This window comes from Mesorhizobium sp. M0074, assembly GCF_040322975.1.
Taxonomy (GTDB): domain Bacteria; phylum Pseudomonadota; class Alphaproteobacteria; order Rhizobiales; family Rhizobiaceae; genus Mesorhizobium.
The window spans coordinates 128402-145717 of record NZ_JAMYUM010000010.1 but is presented as its reverse complement, the minus strand read 5'-3'; the positions used below and the strand labels follow the sequence as shown (position 1 = coordinate 145717).

The window sequence follows — 17316 nt, the reverse complement described above, 5'->3', positions numbered from 1 at the left end:
CCATGCCGCGGCGGACCATGATCGAGGCGATCCGCGACGCCATGGACGTGTCGATGGCGCGCGACGAGCGCGTCATCGTGTTCGGCGAGGATGTCGGCTTCTTCGGCGGCGTCTTCCGCTGCACCCAGGGCCTGCAGGCGAAATACGGCAAGAGCCGCTGCTTCGATGCGCCGATCAGCGAATCCGGCATTGTCGGCGCGGCTATCGGCATGGCCGCCTACGGGCTGAAGCCTTGCGTCGAGGTGCAGTTTGCCGACTATGTTTATCCGGCCTACGATCAGATCGTCTCGGAAGCGGCGCGGCTGCGCTACCGGTCGAACGGTGATTTCACCTGCCCGATCGTGGTCAGGATGCCGACCGGCGGCGGCATTTTTGGTGGCCAGACCCACAGCCAGAGCCCGGAGGCGCTGTTCACCCACGTCTCCGGCCTGAAAGTCGTGGTGCCCTCGAACCCGCATGACGCCAAGGGCCTTTTGATCGCGTCGATAGAGGATCCGGACCCGGTGATCTTCCTGGAACCGAAGCGGCTTTATAATGGCCCTTTCGACGGTCATCACGAGCGGCCGGTAACGCCATGGTCGAAACATGAGCTCGGCGAAGTCGCCGACGGCCATTACACGGTGCCGCTCGGCAAGGCGGTGATCCGACGGCCGGGTGCGGCAGTCACCGTGCTTGCCTATGGCACGATGGTCTATGTCGCCCAGGCGGCAGCCGAGGAGACCGGCATCGATGCCGAGATCATAGATCTGAGGACACTGCTGCCGCTCGATCTCGAGACGATCGTCGCCTCGGTCAACAAGACGGGGCGCTGCGTCATCGTGCACGAGGCGACGCTGACATCGGGGTTCGGCGCCGAACTTTCGGCGCTGGTTCAGGAGAGCTGCTTCTACCATCTGGAAGCGCCGGTGGCGCGGGTCACCGGCTGGGACACGCCCTATCCGCATGCGCAGGAGTGGGACTATTTTCCTGGTCCTGCCCGGCTAGGCCGCGCGCTCGTCGAAACGGTGGAAGCCTGAAGGGGGAACGATGGGCGAATATGTCATCAAGCTGCCCGATGTCGGCGAAGGCGTAGCCGAGGCCGAGCTCGTCGAATGGCAGGTCAAGGTCGGCGATCTCGTGCGCGAGGATGCCGTGCTGGCCGCTGTCATGACCGACAAGGCGACGGTCGAAATTCCTTCGCCCGTCGATGGCGAAATCGTCTGGTTGGGCGCCGAGATCGGCGACACGGTGGCGATCGGCTCGCCGATTGTCAGGTTGAAGGTGGCGGGCGAGGGCAATGTCAGGGATGCTGCGTCGCAGGCCACTGAGGCGGGCGCCAAGAATACCCCCACCGAGCGCAGTACCCCCACCCCTAACCCCTCCCCACAAGGGGGAGGGGGACGTGCCGCAACCTCCAAGGCCGAACCCGAGACCGCTCCACGATCATCTGAAAAAACACCAACGCATAAGGGACTAAGTGCGGCGGGTGGCGAATCCCCCTCTCCCTTGTGGGGAGGGGTTAGGGGTGGGGGTACTGCCGCCGGTGGGGGTACTGCGCGGACCTCCGGCGCGCCGCGTCCGGAGGGCGAAAAGCCACTGGCCTCACCGGCCGTCCGCTTGAGGGCGAAAGAGGCCGGCATCGACCTTCGGCAGGTCCCGGGAACCGGCCCGGCCGGCCGCATCCAGCATGAGGACATCGAGGCTTTCCTGGCGCGCGGACCTCTGCTCGCCAAGGTTTCCGGCCTTGCCCGCAACGAGGCGGTCGAGGACATCAAGATAGTCGGGCTCAGGCGAAAGATCGCCGAGAAGATGACGCTGGCCAAGTCGCGCATCCCGCATATCACCTATGTCGAGGAGATCGACGTCACCGCGCTCGAGGATTTGCGCGCCGCGCTCAACAAGGAGAAGCGGCCGGGCGGGAACAGGCCGAAGCTGACGCTGCTGCCGTTCTTGATGCGGGCGATGGTCAAGGCAATCGCCGACCAGCCCAATGTCAACGCACTGTTCGACGACGAAGCCGGCATCGTCCACCAGCATGGCGGCGTCCATATCGGCATCGCCGCGCAGACGGCTTCCGGGCTGATGGTGCCCGTGGTCAAGCACGCCGAGGCGCGCGACATCTGGGACTGTGCAGCCGAGGTTGTCAGGCTGGCCGAGGCAGCAAAATCCGGCACGGCGACGCGCGACGAACTCTCGGGATCGACCATCACCATCACTTCGCTGGGCGCCATGGGCGGCGTGGCGACGACGCCGGTGATCAATCATCCGGAAGTGGCGATCGTCGGCGTCAACAAGATGATGGTGCGGCCGGTATGGGACGGTACCCAGTTCATCCCGCGCAAGATGATGAACCTGTCCTCCAGCTTCGACCACCGCGTCATCGACGGCTGGGACGCGGCGGTGTTCATCCAGCGGATAAAGACGCTGCTGGAAACGCCGGCGCTGATTTTTGTGGATTGATGAGATGAACAGAGGATCGCAGGGGCGCGAGATGAGAGCAGTAGCGATCCTTCGCGCCCCCCTCTGCCCTACCGGGCATCTCCCCCTCAAGGGGGGAGATCGGCCGTCATCCCGCCTTTCGCCAATCTCCAGCTTTGCAGGACTAAGCCGAACGCGAAAGCTGCCAATCTCCCCCCTTGAGGGGGAGATGTCCGGCAGGACAGAGGGGGGTGCTGCCCCGCCGGCTCGTCGAACTAAGGTGCAATGATGAAGGAAATCTCCTGCAAGCTGCTGGTCATCGGCGCCGGTCCGGGCGGCTATGTCTGTGCCATCCGCGCCGGGCAGCTTGGCATCGACACAGTGATCGTCGAGGCAGGCAAACCGGGCGGCACTTGCCTCAATGTCGGCTGCATCCCGTCAAAGGCGCTGATCCATGCAGCCGAAGAGTTCGAAAAGCTCTCGCACATGGCCGGCGGCAAAAGTCCACTCGGCATAACGGTCGCGGCACCGTCGCTTGATCTCGCGGCGACCATTGCCTGGAAAGACGGCATCGTTAGCCGGCTGAACAACGGCGTCGCCGGCCTGCTGAAGAAAGCTGGCGTGAAGACGGTGCATGGCTGGGCGACATTTCGCGACGGCAAGACCGTTGCCGTCGAGACCGAGATCGGCATGCAGGTGATCCGAGCCGAAACTGTGGTGATAGCGACCGGCTCGGCGCCGGTAGATCTGCCATCGCTGCCGTTCGGCGGGCCGGTCATTTCGTCGACCGAGGCGCTGGCGCTGAGCGAAGTTCCGGAGAGGCTGGCGGTGGTCGGCGGCGGCTATATCGGGCTGGAACTCGGCATCGCCTTTGCCAAGCTGGGCGCCAAGGTGACCGTAGTCGAGGCGTTGCCGCGCGTGCTGGCGCAATATGATGCGGAACTGACCCGGCCGGTGGTGAAGCGGCTGGCCGAACTCGGCATCGAGGTGCTCGTGAACGCCAAGGCCAAGGGGCTGTCCACTAAGCGCGACGCGCTGCTGGTCGAGACGAATGGCGGCAAGAACGGCAAGATTGCCGGCGACATGGTGCTGGTCACGGTCGGTCGCAAGCCGGTGACCGAAGGCTGGGGGTTGGAGCAGATCGACCTCGACATGGCCGGATCCTTCATCCGCATCGACGACCAGTGCCGCAGCTCGATGCGTGGTATCTTTGCCATTGGCGACGTCACCGGCGAGCCGATGCTGGCGCACCGGGCCATGGCGCAAGGCGAAATGGTCGCCGAGATCGTCGCCGGCCACAAGCGCAGCTGGGACAGACGAGCGATCCCGGCTGTCTGTTTCACCGATCCGGAGCTGGTCACCGCAGGCCTGTCGCCGGAGGAGGCCAAGACCCGTGGCGAGATCAAGGTCGGACTGTTTCCCTTCATCGCCAATGGCCGGGCGATGACGAAGTTGGGCGAGGACGGATTCGTCCGGGTAGTGGCGCGGGCGGACAACCATCTGGTGCTTGGCATTCAAGCCGTCGGCCAGGGCGTGTCGGAGCTGTCCACTGCGTTTGGGCTGGCGCTGGAGATGGGTGCGACGCTGGAGGATATCGCCGGGACGATCCATGCCCATCCGACACAGGGCGAGGGTTTTCCGGAAGCGGCGCTGAAGGCGCTGGGGCGGGCGGTGCATGTCTGAGGGCTCGCGCTCTCCCCCCTTGAGGGGGAGATGGCCGGCAGGCCAGAGGGGGTCGGTTCGACTGGATGCGACCTCCCTTGCGACAGATGGAGGTTGGCGCTCTACGCGAGGCGACCCCCTCTGTCGCCTTCGGCGACATCTCCCCCTCGAGGGGGGAGATTACGCAGCTCACCCTGCAAGCCGGCTAACCATTTCGTGCTGCGCATAGGCGCGGCCGAAGCGGTTGGCTAGGAAGGCGTCGAGGGCGATGTCCTCCTGCTTGATGAAGCCCCTGGCCGGCAAGCTGCCGTCGGCCAGCATGTCGAGCACCGCGCAGATGGCGGAGGCGGTGGTGATCTGGATGGCGCTGCGCACCGTTTCGCCGACGCGCTTGGCGTAGATCTTGTTGGCGTAGGTCTCTTGCAGCAGGCGGCCGTTCTTGCGGCCGCTGACGGTGACGAAGACGATGACCACGTCCTGCAGCGTCGCCGGCAGGGCGCTTTCGAAAATGTCCTTCAGCACGTCGCGGCGGTGGCGCAGGCCGAGGTCGTTGAGCAGCGCCTTCATGATCGCGGCATGGCCGGGATAGCGGATGGTGCGGTAGTTCAGCGTCCGCACTCTGCCTTTCAGCGTTTCGGCCAGCGTGCCCAGCCCGCCCGAGGTGTTGAACGCCTCGTAGGTGACGCCGTCGAGCGAGAATTCTTCACGCTCCTCCAGCGGCGGCACTTCGACAAGCTCGCCTTCGACGATCGCCTCGCACGGCTCGCAATATTCGTTGATGACGCCGTCGGTGCTCCAGGTCAGATTGTAGTTCAGCGCATTCGACGGGTATTGCGGCAGCGCGCCGACCCGCATGCGCACGCTTTCCAGCGTGTCGAAGCGGCTGGCGAGATCGTTGGCAACGATCGAGATGAAGCCCGGCGCCAGCCCGCATTGCGGAATGAAGGCGCTGTTGCCGGAACGCGCCAGTTCCTTGACGCGCCTGGTGCTGACGACGTCCTCGGTCAGATCGAGATAATGCACGCCGGCACTGGCCGCCGCCTCGGCGATGCGCGTGGTCAGATGGAAGGGCGCGGCGCTGAGCACCGCGAACTTGCCGGCCAAGGCGGCTTCGAGCGTGCCGGCGGCTTCGATATCGAGTTCCAGCGTCTCGACCGTTTCAGACAGTTCGGCCGCGCCGAGCTGCGCCGCCGAGCGGTCGATGAGCGTGACATGGTAGTCGCCCGTGGAAGCCAGCATCTCGGCAATGGTCGAGCCGATCTTGCCGGCGCCGACGACGATGATTTCCTTCATGACCGGTCCCTCGCACCAATGCTAAATTCACGGTTAGAATCGCAGCTTGCCTGTCGAAAGGAAGCGTGAGATTGTACGAAACGCAGCCTCTCTTTGGGCAATGTGCCGGTAAGGTTCGTCGAAATGCTCAGCGATGCCGACCAGGCTCTGCTTTCCCTGCTGCGCACCAATGCGCGCGCCTCGACCGCCGAACTGGCGCGGCGGCTCGGCGTCTCACGAACAACGGTGCAAAGCCGGATCGAGCGGCTGGAACAGCGCGGCATCATCGCCGGCTACGGGGTCAGGCTGTTGCCGGATTACGAGCAGGGGCTGGTCAGGGCGCATGTCCTGCTCACCGTCACCCCCAAGCTTGCCGACAAGGTGGTGCGCAGCCTGCAGGCGCTGGCACCGGTTCGCACGCTGCACTCGGTCAGCGGCAATTTCGATATGATCGTCATCGTCGAGGCGCCGTCGATCAGGGATCTCGACACGCTTCTCGACCAGATCGGCGCCATGGACGGAGTCGAGCGCACGTCGTCGTCGATCATCCTGTCGACGCGGATCGACCGCTGAGCCGGCTGGTGTCGCGGGTCCAGACGCTGTCGGGACAGCGCCCCCCTCTCTGCCCTGCCGGGCATCTCCCCCTCCAGGGGGAGATTGGATGTCACCGCGGCTTTCGCCAATCTCCAAGGTGGCTGAATGGATGCTATCGGCGAAGCTGCCGATCTCCCCACTAGAGGGGGAGATGCCAAGTGATCGCAAAGAGGGCAGGACAGAGGGGGTCGCGAAGGATCACCAAGGGCGGTGATCGTTGTGGCGTTACCGCAGCAAAGCGATATAGGCTTTCAAAATGTGGATCGATGGCGTGCAGCCGCCCCCTATCTCTCGCAGCACCGCGCGTTCACCCAAAGAACCTAGACAGGAGGCCTCCTTGCCCAAGCAGTGTTTTGGAAAATCCCATGTGCCGTTGTCGCCGGCGGTCAGGGCCGGCGATTTCGTCTATGTCTCAGGCCAGGTGCCGGTCGGCACAGACGGGCTGGTGGTCAAGGGCGGCATCGCCGAACAGACCGAGCAGGTGCTGTCGAACGTCAAGGCGGCACTGGCGCTGGCCGGCTGTACCCTCGACGACGTAGTCAAGACGACGGTCTGGCTCGAAGACGCCCGCGATTTCGGCATTTTCAACACCGTCTATGCCAGGCATTTCCCGAAAGACCCGCCGGCGCGCACGACAGTGGAGTCGCGGCTGATGATCGACATCAAGATCGAGGTCGAGGCCGTTGCCTACAGGCCGGCCTGACGGGAAAGTGGAGACAGGCGCGATGCAATTCGATCTCCTGATAAAAGGCGGCCGCCTCATCGATCCGGCGTCCGGCCTCGACGCGCAGAGCGATCTGGCGATTGCCGACGGCCGTATCGCCGCGATCGACACCGAAATCCCCTTCGAACGTGCCGCCCGCGTCATCGATGCCACGGGCTCCATCGTCGCGCCGGGCCTGATCGACCTGCACAGCCATGTCTATTGGGGCGGCACGTCGCTCGGCGTCGATGCCGACCGGCTCGCCGCAAAGAGCGGCACCACCACCTTCATCGATGCCGGAAGTGCCGGCGCCGGCAATTTCCTCGGCTTTCGCCGCCACGTCATCGAGCGCTCGAAAGTCCGCATCCTGGCCTATGTCAACATTTCCTTTGCCGGCATATTCGGCTTCTCGCAGACCGTGGCGGTCGGCGAGTGTAGCGATCTCCGGCTCTGCGAACCGCGCGAGACGGTAGCGGCGGCTCGCGAGCACGCGGACGTGGTTGTCGGCGTCAAGGTCCGCTCGGGTCGCCATGCCGGCGGCACCAGCGGCATCGCGCCGGTCGATCTCGCGCTCGAAGCCGCCGACAAAGCCGGCCTGCCGCTGATGGCGCACATAGACGAGCCGCCGCCGGGCCGCTCGGAAGTGCTGCCGCGGCTGCGCAAGGGCGACATCCTCACCCACTGCTTCCGGCCGTTTCCCAACGCGCCGGTCTTCGCCTCGGGGGCGGTGCGGCCAGATATGCGGCTGGCGCGCGAGCGCGGCGTCATCTTCGACATCGGCCACGGCATGGGCTCGTTCGATTTCGAAGTGGCGAAAGCGATGCTCAGCGAGGGGCTGGCGCCGGACGTGATCAGCAGCGACGTGCATCTCTACTGCGTCGACGGGCCGGCCTTCGACATCCTGGTCTGCATGTCGAAGCTGCTGGCGCTCGGCATGCCGCTGGTCGAGGTGCTGCGCGCCGCCACGCAGCGCCCTGCCGAAGCGATCGCCAGGCCCGATCTCGGCAGGCTTGCGGTGGGTGCGGTCGGCGACATCGCGGTGTTGCGGCTGCGTCCGGGCCGCTTCACCTTTGTCGATTCGGTCGGCGCCTCGCTGGTCGCCGAGCAAAGGCTGGTCTCGGACGGAATCGTGGTCGGCGGCAGCTGGTGGCCGAACGAGGCGGTGGACGATCTCGGCGAGACCGAACGCTTCGAAGCGCATGCGCACGACACTCATGTCGATGTGGCGAGCCGGCATTTCGGGCGTGGGTGATCTCCCCCCTTGAGGGGGAGATGTCGCCGAAGGCGACAGAGGGGGTCGGTTCGACCGGGCTCGTCTTCCTGCAACGGATGGAGGTTGGCGCTCGACGCGCGGCGCCCCCCTCTGGCCTGCCGGCCATCTCCCCCTCAAGGGGGGAGATCGGCCGTCACCGCCCCGGCGCTCCATAGACCGGCGTCGCAATGCCTTCCATGCGCGCCTTGATCTGCAGCGCGACGTACTTCGAATAGAAGCGCGACAGCGCCAGATTGCCGCCGTGGAACCACAGCGCTTCCTGTGCCGTCGGCTTCCACATGTTGCGCAATTCGCCTTGCCACGGACCCGGGTCGCCTTTCACGCCCGAGCCAATCCCCCAGCACGGGCCGACCTTGTCGGCGACTTCGCGCGAGACGATCGCCGCCACGGTTTCGTTCATCGAGAGATAGCCGGTGCAGGCGATGATTGCGTCGGCCGCCAGTTCGGTGCCGTCGTCGAAGAGGATGCCTGTCTGCGTCAGCGACTTGATCCCGACGCCACTGCGGATGCCGATCTCGCCGTCGATGATCAGGTCGCAAGCGCCGACATCGATGTAGAAGCCCGAGCCGGTGCGGTAGGCCTTCATCAGGAGCCCGGTCTCGTCGTCGCCGAAATCGATGGCGAAGCCGGCGCCGCGCAAGCGATCGTAGAAGGCCGCGTCGCGCGCCTTGATGATGTCGTAAAGCGCCCGCTGGCCTTGCGGCAGCAGCGCGAACGGCGTCGAGGCGACGATCATGTCCGCTTTCTCGGTGGTGATGCCGCGGGCCAGCGCCTTTTCCGAAAAGATCTCGAAACCGATCTCCATCAGCGTGTCCGACTTGACCACCGTCGTCGGCGAGCGCTGGACCATGGTCACCTCGGCGCCGCTCTCCCAGAGGTCGACGCTGACGTCATGGCCGGAACTTGCCGCGCCGATGACGGCGACCTTCTTGCCGCGGAATTTTTCGCCGCTGGAATACTGGCTGGAATGCAGGATTTCGCCGTCGAAGACCTCGGCGCCCGGCAGGTCGATGCGCCTGGGCGGGCCATAAGCACCGGTTGCAAAGACGATGTGCTTCGGCTTTAGCGTGATGCGCTCGCCGGCGCGGTCGAGCTCGACCGTCCAGACCTTTTCGGTCTCGTCATAGGACGCGCTGACGCATGTCGTGGAGGTCCAGTAGTTGAGCTCCATGACGCGCGTATACATCTCCAGCCAGTCGCCCATCTTGTCCTTGGGCGTGAACACCGGCCAGTTCTCGGGAAACGGGATGTAGGGCAGATGGTCGTACCAGACCGGGTCGTGCAGCACGAGCGAGCGGTAGCGATTGCGCCAGGAATCGCCGGCCTGGGTGTTCTTCTCGATGACGATGGCCGGCACGCCCAATTGCCTGAGCCGCGCCCCCAGCATGATGCCGCCCTGGCCGCCGCCGATAACCAGGCAGTAGGGCTGTTGGCTAACGCCGAGGTCACGCGCCTCGCGGCGCCTCGCCTCCAGCCAGGTTTCGCGTTCCGGGTCTGCCTTGTGGCGGACACCCAGCGGCCGCGCCGGGCCCTTGCGCTCCTCCAACCCCTTGAGATCGCTCATCGCCGTAAACAGCGTCCGGCATTTGCCGTCCCTGAGGCGCATGACGCCTTGACCCCACGCCGATGACGTCTCGAAGCTGAACCAGGCTTCGATCATGCCCTCGTCCGAAGTCGCTTCGCCGCTGAGCTGCCATCGGGCAGGCTTTGTCGTTGCCAGCGTCGCCGCCAGCATGTCGCGGATCGCGGCGCGGCCTTCCATCGTCTTGATGTTCCAGGTGAAGGTCAAGAGATCGCGCCAGTAGCAGTCCTCGACGAACAGGTTGATTGCGGCCTCGACGTCGCCGGCCTCGAGTGCTCGCGCAAAAGAACCAAGCCAGGTGGCCGCCTGTTTCGTCGGTGCGATGTCGAGCATCTGTCTTCCCTAACTTCCAGTGACGTTTGCGCTGCCCTCATTCTTACCCTTTCCCGGTTCTTTGCGGGAGAGGGTAAGGGCCGTGCAAACAGTCCGGAAGCTAAGGGCGCAGCGTAGGCCGAAGCGACTGCCGCTGCCGTCAGGCCCGCGCGCGGGCCTGATCCGAACCGCTATCCAGCCATGCAAGATCGTCCGGCGAAAGTGAAATGTCGAGCGCCTGGAGGCTGTCTTCCAATTCGTCGAGCGTGCGCGGCCCGATCAGCGGGACGGACGGAAAGGGCTGCGCCAGGACATAGGCGAGCGCGACGTGGATCGGGCTCTTGCCCAGCCGTCTGGCGAGCTCGATGGCGCGGTCGCGACGGCCGAAATTCTTCTCCGAGTACCAGACCCGGACCAGCTCCTCATTGTCGCGCCGGTCGCGGCCGGCGCGGTCGGTGAAGAAGCCGCGGCCCTGGCTCGACCAGGCGAAGTTCGGCATCTGCCGGGCGGTGAGCCAGGTCTTCCATTCGTCGCTGGAGGAGGTGACGCAGCCTGCCCAGATCGGCTCCAGCATTTCGGCCAGCGAGAAATTGTTGGAAAGCGCGCCGGGCTTCTGCTTCCCGGTGCGCTCGGCATAGGCAATCGCCTTGTCCATGCGTTCCATCGTCCAGTTCGAGCCGCCGAACGGACCGCGAATGCGGCCGGCCTTGACCTCGCGGTCCATCGCATCGACGAACTCGTCGACCGGCACATCCGGATTGTCGCGGTGCATGAAATAGACGTCGATATGGTCGGTCTGCAGCCGTTCGAGCGACTGGGTGAGCTGTTTGCCGATGACGTCGGGATAGCAGAGCGGCGAGTGCGCGCCCTTGCCGATGACCACCGACTGCTCGCGCACGCCGCGGTTCTTCAGCCACTGGCCGAGCAGCGTCTCGGTATAGCCGGAACCGTAGACGAAGGCGGTGTCGAACAGATTGCCGCCGGCCTCGAAATAAGCATCGAGCAGGATGGCGCCCGACGAAAAGGTGCGGAAATCCTCGAAGCCGAGCGCCAGGCACGAGGCCGGCCGCGGCAGGCCCGGAATGCTGCGCTTGGGGATGGCGGTTCCGCCGGAGCGCAGCTTCCGTCCGGAGATCGTGTTGACGCGCTTTGCCGGTTTCTCGATGTCGTATTCGAGCCCGATTGCGGCCCGCCATTTGTCGAGCACGCGCAGATTGCCGAGACTGTCGGCCCAGCCCATGCCGGGCCAGGCGAACTCCTGCTTTCCGCCGAGAATGGCCTCGCCGGCGGCGTCGACCTCAAATGCGTACAGCCAGCCGTCCTCCGTGACCTCGACCACCTCAGTGTCACCCGGACGGATGATGCGGATTTCGCCGGTGCCGCCTTGCTGGCCGCCGGCATACCAGAAATCCGCCACCTCGATGCGGCCTTTGCTGCCGAGAATACGCAAGACATTGTCCTGAGCGAGCGAGATGCTGCAGGACACTTCCGCGACGATGCCGCCCGGAAAATGCAACAGCGCCGACGCCCATTCGTCGACGCCGGATTGGCCGAGATGCGCAGCGCCGACGACTTTGTCCGGCTCGGCGAAGGGCTTTCCCACTGCTGCGCCGGCAATCAGCCGCGCCATCGAGACGGGATAACCGCCGACATCGAGAATGCCGCCGCCGGCGAGATCCTTGGCGTAGAGACGGTGCTCCGGCATGAAGCCCGGCATGGCGAAGCCGAAGCTGGATTTGATCATCTTGATGTCGCCGATCGCGTCGGCCCTGATCAGCTCGACCAGCTTGGCCGTCTGCGGATGCAGCCGGTACATGAAGGCTTCGCCGAGAAAGGTGCCGGCCTTGCGCGCGGCATGGATCATGGCGTCGGCTTCGAATGCGGTCAGGCCAAGCGGCTTTTCGCAAAGCACGTGCTTTCCGGCCTCGGCCGCCTTGATCGCCCATTCGGCATGGCTCGGATGCGGCGTCGAAATATAGATCGCGTCGACATCCGGATCGCCAACCAAAGCCTCGTAGCCGTCCAGGATGCGAGCGCCGGGGAAAGCCTCGGTGAGCCCCGCCTTGCCGGGATTGCGCGCCCCTAAGGCGACCAATGTGCCGGTGCGCGAATGGGCGACGCCCCCGGCAAAAGCCTTGGCGATGTTGCCGGGCCCGAGAATGCCCCAGCGAACTTTTTCTGGTTTGGACGTCATGTCAAATCTCCGTGGGGTGGCCGCGAGCAATCGCGATCGGACAAAAGAAAGATGGGTTAGCGAATGCGTGCGCCGGTGGCGTCGAAGAGAAGCGAGCGGTCGGCTTTGATCGACACCACCAGGTCGTCGCCGTTCGCGCGATGCCGCGAGGCCTCGCGCTCGATGATCAGTTCCTCGCGTCCGCCCCCGGTACCGGAATTGGCATAGACATAGCTCACCGATCCCAAGTGCTCGGCGACGTCGGCCTTGAGGGTAAGGTCGCAATCGCCCTGGCCGGCATCGAAGAAATGCTCCGGCCGCACGCCAAGCACAACATCGCCGCCTGTTGCAGGCAAGGCATCCGAAAGCGGCTTGCGCAGTCGCGCGCCGCGATGATTGACCAGTTCGACGACCGCCGCACCGTTGTCGGCCCCGACCATTTTTGCCGCCAGGAAGTTCATTTTCGGCGAGCCGACGAAGCCGGCAACGAAGCGGTTGGCGGGGTCGTCGTAGAGATCGAGCGGCGCGCCGATCTGCTCGATATTGCCGGCGTTGAGCACGACGATCCTGTCGGCCAGTGTCATCGCCTCGGTCTGGTCGTGCGTGACATAGACCATGGTAACGCCGAGTTCCTTATGAAGGCGCGATATCTCGACGCGCATCTGCACCCGGAGCTCGGCATCGAGATTGCTGAGCGGTTCGTCGAACAGGAACACTTGCGGCTCACGCACGATGGCGCGGCCGATGGCGACGCGCTGGCGCTGGCCGCCCGACAATTGCCGCGGCCGCCGCTTCATCAGCTCGGCGATGCGCAGGATTTCGGAAGCCCGCTTCACCCGCCGCTCGGTATCTGCCTTGGGGTTGCCGGTCATTCTCAGGCCGAAGCTCAGATTCTGCTCGACCGTCATGTGCGGATAGAGCGCGTAGGACTGGAACACCATGGCGATGCCGCGATCGGCCGCCTCGACGTCGTTCACCACCTTGCCGCCAATGGCGATCTCGCCGTCGCTGATGTCCTCGAGCCCGGCGATCATCCGAAGCAGCGTGGACTTGCCGCAGCCGGAAGGGCCGACGAAGACGACGAATTCGCCGTCATCGATGTCGATATTGGCGCCGTGGACGATCTCGAAGACGCCGAAGCGCTTGATGACGTTTTTGAGTGTGACTGCCGCCATGCTGATCCTTACTTGATGGCGCCGGCGGCGATGCCGGCAACGAAATGGCGCTGCAGAAGCACGAACACGACGAGCATTGGCGCCGTCAGCATCACCGCGCCCGCCATGATGCCGCCCCAGGACACCTTGGTGAGACCGATCAGCGTGCCGAGCGCCACGGGCGCGGTCATTGCGCCCGGCTTGGAATTGATCAGCAGCGGCCAGAGATAGTTGTTCCAGGAGGCAAGGAAGAGGATGATGGCGAGCGCCGCCAGCATCGGCCGCGCCAGAGGCAGTGCGACGAACAGGAATATCCGCCATTCCTTGACGCCCTCGACCTTGGCGGCGTCGAACAGCTCGTGCGGCATCATCGAAAAACTCTGCCGCATGAAGAGCACGCCCAGCGAATTGAACAGCGGCGGCACGATCAGCGCCACCCAAGTGTTGGCGAGCTTGAAGTCGCGCGCCACCATGATGAATTGCGGGATCAGCACGACCGCATAGGGCAGCGTGATGGTGCCGAAGATGATGGCGACGACCATGCCCTTGCCGAAGAAGTTGTAACGCGCCAGCGCCCAGCCGGCCATCGAGGTCAGCATCACCGACAGGAAGGTATAGGTCACCGCCACCGAGACGGAGATGCCGATGGCGCCGATGAAATTGGTGCCGCGCTGCAGATTGCTGACATTGTCGAGGAAATTGCCATGCGGCAAAAGCTCGATGTCGGGGCTGAAGATGCCGTTGTCGGGCATCGTCGAAAAAACCACCATCATCCACAGCGGAAACAGCCAGACCAGCGCCAGCGGCGTCAGGAACAGATGCAGCGCGATGCTGCGTCCCAATCTGGCCTGGGAACGGCTGACTCTTGAGTGCGAGGTCATTTCGGTTCCCTCGTCAGCCATATCTGCACCAGCGAAATGGCAATCGCCAGCCCGGCCATGGTGTAGGCGACGGCCGAAGCGTAGCCGAAATTGAGCGACCGGAAGCCCTGGCGGTAAAGCAGCAGCCCGAGCGTTTCGGTGCCGCCGCCCGGCCCGCCGCGCTCGGTGATCAGGAAGGGCTCGGTGAACAGCTGCATGGTGCCGATGATCGACAGCACGGCGCAGAACACGATGATCGGCTTGAGCAGCGGCAGCGTGATGTAGAAGAACTGTTTGACCTTGCTGACCCGGTCCAGGGTCGCCGCCTCGTAGACATCCTCGGGAATCGACTGCAGGCCGGCGAGCAGGATGATGGCGTTGTAGCCGGCCCAGCGCCACGTCACCGCCATCATGATCACCGCCATCGCCGGGGTGACGTTGGTAAACCAGTCGACACTGGGCAGGCCGATGCTGTTCAGCAATTTGTTGATGATGCCGTAGTCGAGATTGAACATCAGCCGGAAAACCGCCGAATAGGCGACCTCGCCGACCACGACCGGCGCGAAGAAGGCAAAGCGGAACAGGGCACGGGCCTTGAGCAGTGGCGAATTCAAAAGCACCGCCATCACAATCGCCAGCGAAATCATCACCGGCACCTGGATGACAAGGATCAGCAATGTGTTCTTCAAGGCATTGAAGAAGGCCGGATCGCCGATCAGCCGGCCCCAGTTGAAGGTCGGCGCGAAGCGCCACGGCACGGTGCGCGTCGCCTGGAACGAGATCAGGAAGGAATCGATGATCGGCCACAGCCAGAAGATCGAAAAAATCAGCAGATACGGCGCGAGGAAGCGATATGCCGTGGCGTTCTGGTAGCGCATCGTTTTCCTCCTTTCTGCTTTCAAGTTCTTGCCTTCTCCCCTTGTGGGAGAAGGTGGATCGGCGCGTAGCGCCGAGACGGTTGAGGGGTGATGGCCGGAGTGCCGCCGGCGCCAAGCTGGAGCACCCCTCATCCGTCGCCTTCGGCGATACCTTCTCCCACAAGGAGAGAAGGGGAGCCGCGCGCTCGGAGCCGCCTCGTCTAGATCACGACTTGACCGGCAGGCCGGTCGCCGCGGCGATCTGGCTTGCGGCATCGTCGAGCGCTGCCTTGGCGTCGGGATAGCCGCCGGCCAGATATTTGGTCTGCACCGCGCGGATGATGATTTCGGCGTCGCTCTGGAACGGCGTGCCGCGGCTGGGGACGACCTTGGGCAAGGTGCCGAGGATGTCCTTCCACACGGCTTGGCCACCCCAATAGGGCAGGCCTTCGGAGACATAAGGGTCGTTGAGCGCCGAGATCAGCGACGGCACCAGGCCGAAGCCTTTCAGCATGGTGATCTGGCCCTCATTCGTCGCAAGCGTGTATTTCAGATAGGCGTAGGCGGCTTCCTTGTTCTTCGACACCGAGGTGATGGCGAGCGAGGAGCCGCCGAGATTGGCGGCGCGCGGACCGTCGGCGGTCAGGCTCGGCATCAGATAGACGCCCCATTTGCCTGCCCCATCGGGCGATTCGGTGCGCACGGTGCCTTCATACCAGCCGCCATACATCTGCGTGGCGACCTTGCCGGCGGTGTTGTTGGTGATCTTGGTGCTCCAGTCGGCAGAGGAAATGATGCCGGCGTCCTTCATCTCCTTGATCTTGGTCATGGCATCGACGCATTTGGGCTGGTTGACCGTGATCGATTGCCCGTCGGCGGAGAAGTAGGCGCAACCCTGCTCGTTGGAGATCATGCGGAAGAATTCGGAATCGCCGTTGAAATCGGCGTTGGTCATCGTGACGCCGGGATTGGCGGCCTGGATTTTCTTGGCGGCGGCGATGAAATCGTCCCAGGTCTTGATCGAGGACGGATCGACGCCAGCCTTCTCGTAGAAGTCGCGGCGGTAGAACATCGCCACTGGACCGGAATCCCAGGGCATCGCATAGGCCTTGTCGTCAACCTCGAGCTCGGTACGCTTGAAGTCGGGGAATTTTGCCTGGTCTTCCGCGGTGTAGCCGAGCGTATGCAGGTCGACGAAGCAATCCGGGAACTGGCTCCAGTAGTTTTCGGCTTCGCCGTTCTCGATCGTAACGATGTCAGGCAGCCCCTCGCCGCCGGCGGCACAGCCGGCGATCGATTTGTCGTAGGTCGGCTGGTTGCCAAGGTCCTCGACCGTCACCTTGATGTCGGGATACTGCTTGTTGAAGCCCGCTATGGTGGCCTTCAGCGACGAAGCGGCGATATTCCAGCTCCAGATCGTGATTTCACCGGACTGCGCAAAGGCCGGGCTGGAGCCCAAGGCAAGCGCGAGCGCGGCGCAGGTCAATTTTATGCGCATTGAAATCCTCCCATTTCAGTTGCTCTCTGTTTGCGAGCGTGGCTAGACTAGGCCTCGGGAAAGCCTTGTCCGCGACAAAGGGAATAAGAAATGAGCGGAAAGTAAGATGCCGGAAAGGCCGTTTTACCAGCCTGGCGCCAGCAGCGTGGAGGGCCTGCCGCTGCTGCTGCAGATGTTCCACACCCAGCCCCTGGTGATGCTCAAGCCGCATTGGCACGCCCAGGTCGAGGTGAATTTCATCGTGCGCGGCGCCGTGCATTACCGTATGGACGGGCACGAGCTTTCGCTCTCTGCTGGCGACATGTGTCTGTTCTGGGGCGGCCTGCCGCACCAGATGGACGAAGCCTCCGACGATGCCATCTATGCCGGCGCGCATTTGCCGCTGGTGCATTTCTTCCGGCTCCATTTGCCCGTCGAGGTCCGCAACAGACTGATGACCGGGGCGACGCTGGTGACCGACGCCACCGACCGGTCGGACGACCACAATTTCGAGCGCTGGAACCGCTATGCCCGCTCCGGCGACCCGGTCAAGGCCGAGCATGCCGTCAACGAGCTTTTGCTGCGGCTGGAGCGGGTGCGCTTCGAGCCTTACCGGCTGGTGCCCGAAACCCCGGTCGAACAGGAGATAGGCAGTCCCTTCGATCAGCAATCGCTGCGCAATGTCGGGCGCATGTGCGACTTCATCGCCGAGAATTTCCTCTACGAGATCGATTGCGTCGATATCGCCGCGGCGGCCGATATCCATCCCAAATACGCCATGAGCATCTTCAAGAAATCGACCGGCATGACGCTCAATGAATATGTGAATTTGCTGCGCCTCAGCTACGCGCAGGCGCTGCTGATGCATCAGGATGCCAATGTGCTGCGCGTCGCCATGGAATCGGGCTTCGGCTCGCTCAGTGCCTTCAACAAGTCGTTCCGCAAGCTTTCCGGCATGTCGCCGTCGGATTTCCGCAGGGGCGTGGCCGGCGCCAGATAA

At 64.1% G+C, this 17316-nt stretch carries 14 protein-coding genes; 7 read left to right on the top strand and 7 right to left on the bottom strand.

The genetic code is table 11. The features are described from left to right. The first annotated feature begins 2 nt into the window (after window positions 1-2). The 3 genes from NKJ73_RS15865 (at window position 3) to lpdA (ending at window position 4080) form a co-directional block, all read left to right on the top strand. Complete coding sequence (locus NKJ73_RS15865; RefSeq protein WP_023675935.1) at window positions 3-1016, top strand: alpha-ketoacid dehydrogenase subunit beta; 1014 nt, start codon at window positions 3-5, stop codon at window positions 1014-1016. A 10-nt stretch (window positions 1017-1026) separates the two neighbouring features. Then, a complete protein-coding gene (locus NKJ73_RS15860) occupies window positions 1027-2439 on the top strand; it encodes a dihydrolipoamide acetyltransferase family protein (protein ID WP_023675936.1) in 1413 nt (470 codons plus the stop codon). A 246-nt stretch (window positions 2440-2685) separates the two neighbouring features. Continuing rightward, window positions 2686-4080: a dihydrolipoyl dehydrogenase gene (gene lpdA, locus NKJ73_RS15855; protein ID WP_023675937.1), complete on the top strand. Its 1395-nt coding sequence runs from the start codon at window positions 2686-2688 to the stop codon at window positions 4078-4080. Window positions 4081-4248: 168 nt separating this feature from the next. Here lpdA and NKJ73_RS15850 read toward each other — a convergent pair whose 3' ends face one another. Beyond that, on the bottom strand, window positions 4249-5352 hold the full coding sequence (locus NKJ73_RS15850) for a saccharopine dehydrogenase family protein (RefSeq protein WP_023675938.1): 1104 nt from the start codon (window positions 5350-5352) through the stop codon (window positions 4249-4251). 123 nt (window positions 5353-5475) lie between these two features. Here NKJ73_RS15850 and NKJ73_RS15845 point away from each other — a divergent pair, with 123 nt between their 5' ends. The 3 genes from NKJ73_RS15845 to NKJ73_RS15835 all read left to right on the top strand — a co-directional run bounded on the left by NKJ73_RS15845 (window position 5476) and on the right by NKJ73_RS15835 (window position 7880). Further along, a complete protein-coding gene (locus NKJ73_RS15845; protein WP_023675939.1) occupies window positions 5476-5904 on the top strand; it encodes an Lrp/AsnC family transcriptional regulator in 429 nt (142 codons plus the stop codon). A gap of 358 nt (window positions 5905-6262) precedes the next feature. Then, entirely contained in the window at window positions 6263-6628 is a 366-nt protein-coding gene (locus NKJ73_RS15840) for a RidA family protein (RefSeq protein WP_023675940.1), read from the top strand. 22 nt (window positions 6629-6650) lie between these two features. Beyond that, entirely contained in the window at window positions 6651-7880 is a 1230-nt protein-coding gene (locus tag NKJ73_RS15835; RefSeq protein WP_023675941.1) for an amidohydrolase/deacetylase family metallohydrolase, read from the top strand. Window positions 7881-8034: 154 nt separating this feature from the next. On the opposite strand, the gene NKJ73_RS15830 is transcribed toward NKJ73_RS15835, so the two are convergent. The 6 genes from NKJ73_RS15830 to NKJ73_RS15805 form a co-directional block, all read right to left on the bottom strand. Then, on the bottom strand, window positions 8035-9816 hold the full coding sequence (locus NKJ73_RS15830) for an NAD(P)/FAD-dependent oxidoreductase (RefSeq protein WP_023675942.1): 1782 nt from the start codon (window positions 9814-9816) through the stop codon (window positions 8035-8037). 139 nt (window positions 9817-9955) lie between these two features. Beyond that, the gene (locus NKJ73_RS15825) at window positions 9956-11989 is read right to left on the bottom strand and encodes an aldo/keto reductase (protein ID WP_352570096.1); all 2034 of its coding nucleotides are present in this window, start codon (window positions 11987-11989) and stop codon (window positions 9956-9958) included. Window positions 11990-12045: 56 nt separating this feature from the next. Further along, a complete protein-coding gene (locus NKJ73_RS15820) occupies window positions 12046-13143 on the bottom strand; it encodes an ABC transporter ATP-binding protein (protein ID WP_023675944.1) in 1098 nt (365 codons plus the stop codon). 8 nt (window positions 13144-13151) lie between these two features. Next, window positions 13152-14003, bottom strand: coding sequence for a carbohydrate ABC transporter permease (locus tag NKJ73_RS15815; protein ID WP_023675945.1), 852 nt, complete (start codon window positions 14001-14003; stop codon window positions 13152-13154). Next, on the bottom strand, window positions 14000-14860 hold the full coding sequence (locus tag NKJ73_RS15810; protein WP_352570095.1) for a carbohydrate ABC transporter permease: 861 nt from the start codon (window positions 14858-14860) through the stop codon (window positions 14000-14002). Before NKJ73_RS15810 ends, NKJ73_RS15815 begins: the two co-directional genes overlap by 4 nt. 205 nt (window positions 14861-15065) lie before the next feature. Beyond that, window positions 15066-16337, bottom strand: a complete 1272-nt coding sequence (locus tag NKJ73_RS15805) for an extracellular solute-binding protein (RefSeq protein WP_023675947.1) — start codon at window positions 16335-16337, stop codon at window positions 15066-15068. Window positions 16338-16443: 106 nt separating this feature from the next. Between NKJ73_RS15805 and NKJ73_RS15800 the strand changes: the two genes are divergently transcribed. Further along, window positions 16444-17316 (top strand): helix-turn-helix domain-containing protein, encoded by an 873-nt coding sequence (locus tag NKJ73_RS15800; RefSeq protein WP_352570094.1) that lies wholly within the window; start codon window positions 16444-16446, stop codon window positions 17314-17316.

Bases quoted from the DNA above. Each gene is read 5' to 3' on its own strand.
- NKJ73_RS15865 (WP_023675935.1), top strand. From the start codon at position 3: ATGCCGCGGCGGACCATGATCGAGGCGATCCGCGACGCCATGGACGTG.
- NKJ73_RS15860 (WP_023675936.1), top strand. From the start codon at position 1,027: ATGGGCGAATATGTCATCAAGCTGCCCGATGTCGGCGAAGGCGTAGCC.
- lpdA (WP_023675937.1), top strand. From the start codon at position 2,686: ATGAAGGAAATCTCCTGCAAGCTGCTGGTCATCGGCGCCGGTCCGGGC.
- NKJ73_RS15850 (WP_023675938.1), bottom strand. From the start codon at position 5,352: ATGAAGGAAATCATCGTCGTCGGCGCCGGCAAGATCGGCTCGACCATT.
- NKJ73_RS15845 (WP_023675939.1), top strand. From the start codon at position 5,476: ATGCTCAGCGATGCCGACCAGGCTCTGCTTTCCCTGCTGCGCACCAAT.
- NKJ73_RS15835 (WP_023675941.1), top strand. From the start codon at position 6,651: ATGCAATTCGATCTCCTGATAAAAGGCGGCCGCCTCATCGATCCGGCG.
- NKJ73_RS15830 (WP_023675942.1), bottom strand. From the start codon at position 9,816: ATGCTCGACATCGCACCGACGAAACAGGCGGCCACCTGGCTTGGTTCT.
- NKJ73_RS15825 (WP_352570096.1), bottom strand. From the start codon at position 11,989: ATGACGTCCAAACCAGAAAAAGTTCGCTGGGGCATTCTCGGGCCCGGC.
- NKJ73_RS15820 (WP_023675944.1), bottom strand. From the start codon at position 13,143: ATGGCGGCAGTCACACTCAAAAACGTCATCAAGCGCTTCGGCGTCTTC.
- NKJ73_RS15815 (WP_023675945.1), bottom strand. From the start codon at position 14,003: ATGACCTCGCACTCAAGAGTCAGCCGTTCCCAGGCCAGATTGGGACGC.
- NKJ73_RS15810 (WP_352570095.1), bottom strand. From the start codon at position 14,860: ATGCGCTACCAGAACGCCACGGCATATCGCTTCCTCGCGCCGTATCTG.
- NKJ73_RS15805 (WP_023675947.1), bottom strand. From the start codon at position 16,337: ATGCGCATAAAATTGACCTGCGCCGCGCTCGCGCTTGCCTTGGGCTCC.
- NKJ73_RS15800 (WP_352570094.1), top strand. From the start codon at position 16,444: ATGCCGGAAAGGCCGTTTTACCAGCCTGGCGCCAGCAGCGTGGAGGGC.